This window comes from Acinetobacter sp. RF14B, from assembly GCF_006864105.1.
GTDB classification, from domain to species: domain Bacteria; phylum Pseudomonadota; class Gammaproteobacteria; order Pseudomonadales; family Moraxellaceae; genus Acinetobacter; species Acinetobacter lwoffii_C.
Genome location: NZ_SMTB01000116.1, coordinates 1 through 6,233, shown reverse-complemented (window position 1 = coordinate 6,233; position 6,233 = coordinate 1). Strand labels below are relative to the sequence as shown.

4 protein-coding genes and 1 pseudogene are annotated in these 6,233 nt (G+C 47.7%); all 5 read right to left on the bottom strand.

Features of this window, described 5'->3' with window-relative positions:
* Nucleotides 1-208 (bottom strand): annotated as a pseudogene (locus E2K52_RS13000) (NADH oxidase); the annotation flags it as partial.
* A 172-nt stretch (nucleotides 209-380) separates the two neighbouring features.
* Nucleotides 381-1,391 carry an ABC transporter permease gene (locus E2K52_RS12995; protein ID WP_151205476.1) on the bottom strand — a complete coding sequence of 337 codons (1,011 nt, stop codon included), beginning with the start codon at nucleotides 1,389-1,391 and terminating at the stop codon, nucleotides 381-383.
* Complete coding sequence (locus tag E2K52_RS12990; RefSeq protein WP_151205475.1) at nucleotides 1,391-2,434, bottom strand: ABC transporter permease subunit; 1,044 nt, start codon at nucleotides 2,432-2,434, stop codon at nucleotides 1,391-1,393. Before E2K52_RS12990 ends, E2K52_RS12995 begins: the two co-directional genes overlap by 1 nt.
* Before the next feature lie 22 nt (nucleotides 2,435-2,456).
* Nucleotides 2,457-4,265: an extracellular solute-binding protein gene (locus tag E2K52_RS12985; RefSeq protein WP_171478866.1), complete on the bottom strand. Its 1,809-nt coding sequence runs from the start codon at nucleotides 4,263-4,265 to the stop codon at nucleotides 2,457-2,459.
* A 40-nt stretch (nucleotides 4,266-4,305) separates the two neighbouring features.
* A partial coding sequence (locus E2K52_RS12980) for a muramidase family protein (RefSeq protein WP_151205474.1) occupies nucleotides 4,306-6,233 on the bottom strand: 1,928 nt, incomplete at its 5' end.

Genomic DNA, 6,233 nt, shown 5'->3' with positions numbered 1-6,233 from the left:
CAGGTTCATTTTTGGCACGAAAATCCACCATGACGTTGCCGGTAATCGCGCAGCCCAAACCGCCTTTGGCCCAAGCTTCATAAAGTTTTAAATGGGCCTGATTCGGCTGACCTGCATCATTGGCCAGCGCTTCACTCATCGCGCCTTTAATAATGCGATTTTTAAACTGGGTATTACGAATCTGGATAGAATCAGCCAATTTTGTCATGTATGTTCCTAAGGTATTTATCTTATTTTGTATGTGTTATAACCTAAGTCAGAAAATTTGACAATTCAACTTGTCAAATTGACACAAATTTTATTTAAGATAACTGATCACGGATTTATTTGCTCTATGTTTAAGACGATGCATCTTTTTTAGCTGGAATGAAGTGAAAAGTTTAAGTTTTAGGATCAACAGCATCCCGTATGGCTTCTCCGGTATAAATGAGCAGGGACAGCACAATTGCCAGAGTCAGAAAGCTAGACCAGGCCAGCCACGGCGCATTTAAATTATTTTTTCCTTGTAGTAACAGTTCACCCAGAGAAGCTGTCTCAGGTGGCAAGCCATACCCTAAAAAGTCCAAAGCAGTCAGGGCGCTAATATTAGCGGTCAGCATAAAAGGAAGCTGCGACAGGCTGGAACCGATGACATTGGGCAAGATATGCCGGAACATAATCCGGCCATGGCCTGCGCCCATACTTCTGGCAGCCCAGACATACTCGAGATTTCTCGCTCGCAAAAATTCAGCACGCACCATCGACACCAGCGTGGTCCAGCCAAAGAACAGCATGATCAAAAACAGCCAGTAAATATTCGGACTGAACAGACTGACCAGAATCATCACCATAAACAGCATTGGCAGACTGCCCCAGACTTCGAGAATCCGTTGCCCAATCAGGTCTACCCAGCCGGCATAATAGCCCTGAATTGCGCCGACCAGAATACCCAGTGCCGCAGACAGCAAGGTCAATGCAAAACCAAATAGCAGGGAAATACGCAAGCCATACAGAATCCGGGCCAACACATCTCGCCCCTGATCATCTGTGCCTAACCAGTTCTGTCGACTGGGGGGTGCAGGAAGCGGCACATCCAGCGCCAGATTGGGTGTGTCATAGGAAAACCGGATAACCGGCCAAAGCGCCCAACCATTGGCATGGATCAGCTGCTGCACAGCCGGGTCCTGATATTCAGCCTCAGTTTCAAAAACACCACCAAAGGTAGTTTCAGGATAGGCTTTCAGTACGGGCAAATAATAAGTATCGTGATATTTGACCAGCAGGGGTTTATCATTGGCAATCAGTTCCGCGCCCAACGACAGCAGCAGGATTATTAAAAATGCAATGAAACAGGCAAAACCGGTCCGGTTATTTTTAAAGCGTTGCAGGCTGGCACGCAGCATCGGTGACATTATTTCAATCCTCGCGAATCAAAATGAATCCGTGGATCAATTACCCGGTACAGCACATCACTGAGTAAACGTAGAAGCAGACCCAGCAAGCTAAAAATAAAGAGCGTTCCGAAAATTACCGGATAATCCCGCTGCATAATCGCTTCAAATCCCAGCAGCCCCAAACCATCCAGATTGAAGATGATTTCGATAAACAGGTTACCGACAAATAGAATGCCGAGCAGTGCCTCAGGTAAACCGGCAACCAGAACCAGCACAGCATTCCGCAATACATGCCGATACAGCACTGCCTGTTCCTGTAGGCCTTTGGCTTGCGCTGCCAGTACATAATGTTTGCCCAGCTCCTCGACAAAGGAAAATTTCACCAGATAGGTTAGTCGGGAAAAACCGCCCAGCACAATAGCCAGCAATGGCAGCGCCATATGCCAAAAATAATCCCGGATTTTCCCCCAGAAAGATAATTCAGCAAAATTTTCCGAGCTTAGGCCTTGCAAAGGAAACCATTGCAGATAAGAACCACCTGCAAACAATACAATCAGCAAAATCGCAAAAATAAAGGCTGGAATGGCATAACCGACCGCCAACAGCAAGGAGGTGGTCTGGTCAAACAGGCTGCCATGCTTTTTAGCTTTCTGGATGCCCAGAGGAATCGAGACCAGATAGATCAGCACCGTACTCCACAGGCCTAAAGACAATGAGACAGGAAGTTTTTCCCAGATGAGGTCTGTTACAGCCTGCCCTTTAAAAAAACTGTGTCCCAAATCAAACTGGGCATAGCTTTTCAGCAGTTCCCAGAAACGCAGATAGAGCGGCTGGTCAAATCCATATTGAATTTTAATCTGCTCCAGCATTTCAGGCGTCAGACCTTGCTGCCCCTGATATCTCAAGCCATTCGCCCCCAGAGGGTTAACGTGCTGCGCCTGATAAATCGCCTGTTCTACAGGACCACCCGGTGCAAGCTGAATTACCACAAAATTGATCAGTAAAATGACAAATAATGTTGGAATCATGAGTAGCAGACGTTTGAGTATATAAGTACTCATGGTACTCCTCGGGACTAGAAACTTAGCGATATTTTAAATAGGGTGCTATTTGTTTGGCCTTGCCAGCATCAACCCACCAGTAATCAATGCCGGCAGAAAGCTTCGGCTTGATCTTGGGTTGTTGATACATATTCCAGTAAGCGTACCAGTATTCACGGCTACCATATGTCGGAATGTGATAATAACCCGCCCGCAGCAAACGATCCAAGGCCCGGGTACGGTCTATCAGCTGCTCGCGGCTTTGCGCCTGAATGACCTGATCAATTACCCGGTCAATCCCCGGATTGCGAATCCCGGCATAATTATAGTTGCCGGGCTGGCCTGCAGCCTCGCTACCCCACAACTGCTTTTGTTCCTGTCCCGGCGTCAGCGATTGCGGCATGGTATCCACAATCATATCGAACTGATAATTTCTTAGCTGCTCATAATACTGTGCAGTTTCCACCATCCGGATTCGAGCCTGAATCCCCAGACGTTTTAAATGCCTGAGATAAGGCATCAGATAACGCTGCTGCTCGGCCTGATGTAATAAAAACTCGATTTTTACAGTTTTACCCTGGGCATTTAGCAACTGTCCCTGCTGATAATAATAACCGGCTTTTAACAGGATTTTCCGGGCCTGAAGCAGGTTTTTGCGGTTAAATCCGGAGGCATCCGAGGGTGGATACTGCCAGTTTTGCAATACTGCTTGACGCTGTACCGGATGCAATTTAGACAGTTCAGGCTGTAAAATTTTCAGCTCCTGAGCACTGGGTTTTCCACCAGATGCGAGTTCACTATTGCTAAAAAAACTATTTAAACGCTGATACTCTCCATGAAACATGGCTTTGTTCAGCCATTCAAAATCATAGGCCAGACTCAGCGCCTGACGGAAGTAAATATCAGCAAAAGGCTGACGCCGAGTATTCAGCACCAGGCTTTGTGTGGGAATCGGATTATGGTGGTGTAGGCGATAGGTCTTGACCCGGCCTTGCCGTACCGCAGGAAAGCGGTAATCTTTCACCCAGCGGCTGACCTGAGTTTCCTCATGGAGGGTGAACTGGCCTGATTTAAAAGCTTCAAATTTAATTTCCGGACTGCGGTAATATCGATATTGAATCCGGTCAAAATTATAACGCCCACGATTGACCGGCAAATCCCGGCCCCAATAATGCGGATTGCGCTTATAGGAAATACGTCGTCCCGCTTCAATCCGTTCAATCACATAAGGCCCTGAACCCAGAATCGGTTTCAGGCTGATCTCCTTAAAATTACGCTGCTGCCATTCCTGTTGTGCATAAATCGGCATTTGTGACACGCCTATGGCCATTTCCGGATTGTGGCGCGACTTAAAACTGATTTTGACTTTTAAAGGAGATAGCACTTCAATGCGTTGAATATCCGCCAGATACATCTGCAAGCCAAAATTGGATTGGGTCTGATACAGCTCAAAGCTGTATTTAACATCCTTTGCCGTGACGGGCTGACCATTACTGAATCTGGCCTTCGGATTTAAATGGAAAATAATATAGGCGGTCTGCTCTGGATCGAAACTGACTTTCTCCGCCAGCAAGGGATAATATACGCCAGGCTCATCCAGCGACTTCGACAGTAAACTGTCAAAAATATAGTTAATCCCTTCAGTGACATTCCCCTTGCCATTCATGCTGTTCAGATTATCAAAACTGCCATCCGCAGCCCGGATCAGCACCCCACCTTTGGGTGCTTTAGGGTTGGCATAAGGCATAGATTCAGCGTGAGCATATTGAGGACTGCCATGCAGGGCAATATACGGGGTGGTGATGACTGCTGCCCCACTGCTACTGATGAGCCAAGGGGCAGTCACTACCATCCAGATATGACTGGGATTAAACAATCTCACGAGACAAAAATCAGTTTGGAACCTTAATTACCTCGCCAATCCGCAATTGCGTATTCGGTTTGATTTCATTCATTTCTGCCAGTTCGTCTGTTGCCAGACCATGACGCGCAGCCAGACCAATCAAGGTATCTCCACGCTGGATCTTATATTCAGTCACCAATTTTGGAATCTGAATGGTCTGACCGACACGCAGCCCTGCACGCGGACCGAGATTGTTCAGGCCTGCCAGATCACTCACGCTTATGCCCAAACGCTTGGCAATCGCATTCAGAGACTCGCCGGATTTCACGGTATAAGATTCCGTTGCTTTAGACGCTGAAGATTTATTTGTCACCTTCGCTTCTTCGACTTTTTTATCGGCCGGAAACTGACCTTCAATTTTTAAACGCTGGCCGATACGCAGGCTGCTATTGCTCTTCAGACCATTTAAATCCGCCAGATACTTCTGCTGCAAATGATACTGACGCGCAATCGAAGTGAGGGTTTCACCCGATTTCACCACATGCGTATCAGACTTGACATTCTTCGTACTGCTCTCAACCTGCGTTTCCTGCACAGGTTCAGCTTCGCCGCTCAGTTTTAAGCGCTGACCGACACGTAGATTGGCCGTACGGGAAATATTATTCAAGTCCGCAATCTGGTCCATCGACAGATTGTATTTCGCCGTGATACCGGTCAAGGTGTCCCCTGCTTGCACCGTATAAGTTTCCGGCACTCGACTAGCTGCTGGAATTTTGATGGTCTGACCGATACGCAAGCCGCTATTGGCAGACAGACTGTTCAAGGCCGCCAGTTCCGATACGCTGAGCTTGCTTTGACTGGCAATGCTATACAGGGTTTCACCGCGCTTGACCTGATAGTTTTCTGTCGGTGTCTGCTCTACTTTGACATTTTCAAACTTCTGCTCGACTTTTTTGCCCGATGTAGTCAACTCTGCCACTTCATTTAATGGCACATTGATCTTTTGTCCCACCAATAAGCTGCTGCCCGCTGTTAACCCCGGGGTCAATGCTGCCAGTTCACCATTCGACAAGGCATAACGATCCGCGATCAGTTTCAAATATTCACCACGTTTTACCGTATAAGACTTGGTCTGAGTTTTGACTGTTTCTGCTTTTTTGTTGTCCTCAGCTTTGGCTTTTGTGGCAGTTTGTTTTAAAGCCAGCTTCTGGCCGACAAACAAACCACTACTTGGTGCCAGATCATTAAAATCGGCCAATTGTTGTAGGCTTAAACCGAACTGGCTGGCGACACTGGTTAAGGAGTCATTAGCCTGAACCACATAGCTGTCCGGTTTTTCTTTGGCCTTCGGCGCTGCTTGTACCGGCTTGGCATCATAGAGATAAATCGTGGTTCCTACATATAGCGTTGCACTCGGATCAATCTGGTTCCACTTGGCAACATCACGCCAGCTCACCCCATTTTTGGCTGCAATCAGCGCCAAAGTATCACCCGCAACAACGGTATAAGTACTGCGTTTGCCTTTCGGTGGCACCACGACCACTTCAGAGTCAGTCTTGACATAGTTCTTGCCCTGATTCAGCTGGGCTTCAACTGAACTGGCTTGGGTATTTTCCGCCACCTGTTTAGGATAGGAAAAACCTTTGGTCAGCTCCTTGCCCTGCTGCTCTGCCACAGACAGACTGGTCTGAATGGCAGTGAGCTTAATTTTGCCATCATAAGGATCAACAATTTCTGTGCCCGCAGGTGCCAAGGCTTTTAGCTCCTCAACCACCTCATCACGCTCAGCGGTTGTCGCCACAGGCTGTAAAACCTCTTCTACCGTTTGTGCCGCACTCTCTGCAGCCAGCATACTTTGAATTTTCTCACGTTCTGCCGCAGAAATTGGTGGCTCCACCTGAACGGGCTTAACCGGAGTGTCAGGTCTTACCGCCACCGGAATACGTGGCGCACTCGGAATCGGCAAGTCACTTTGTG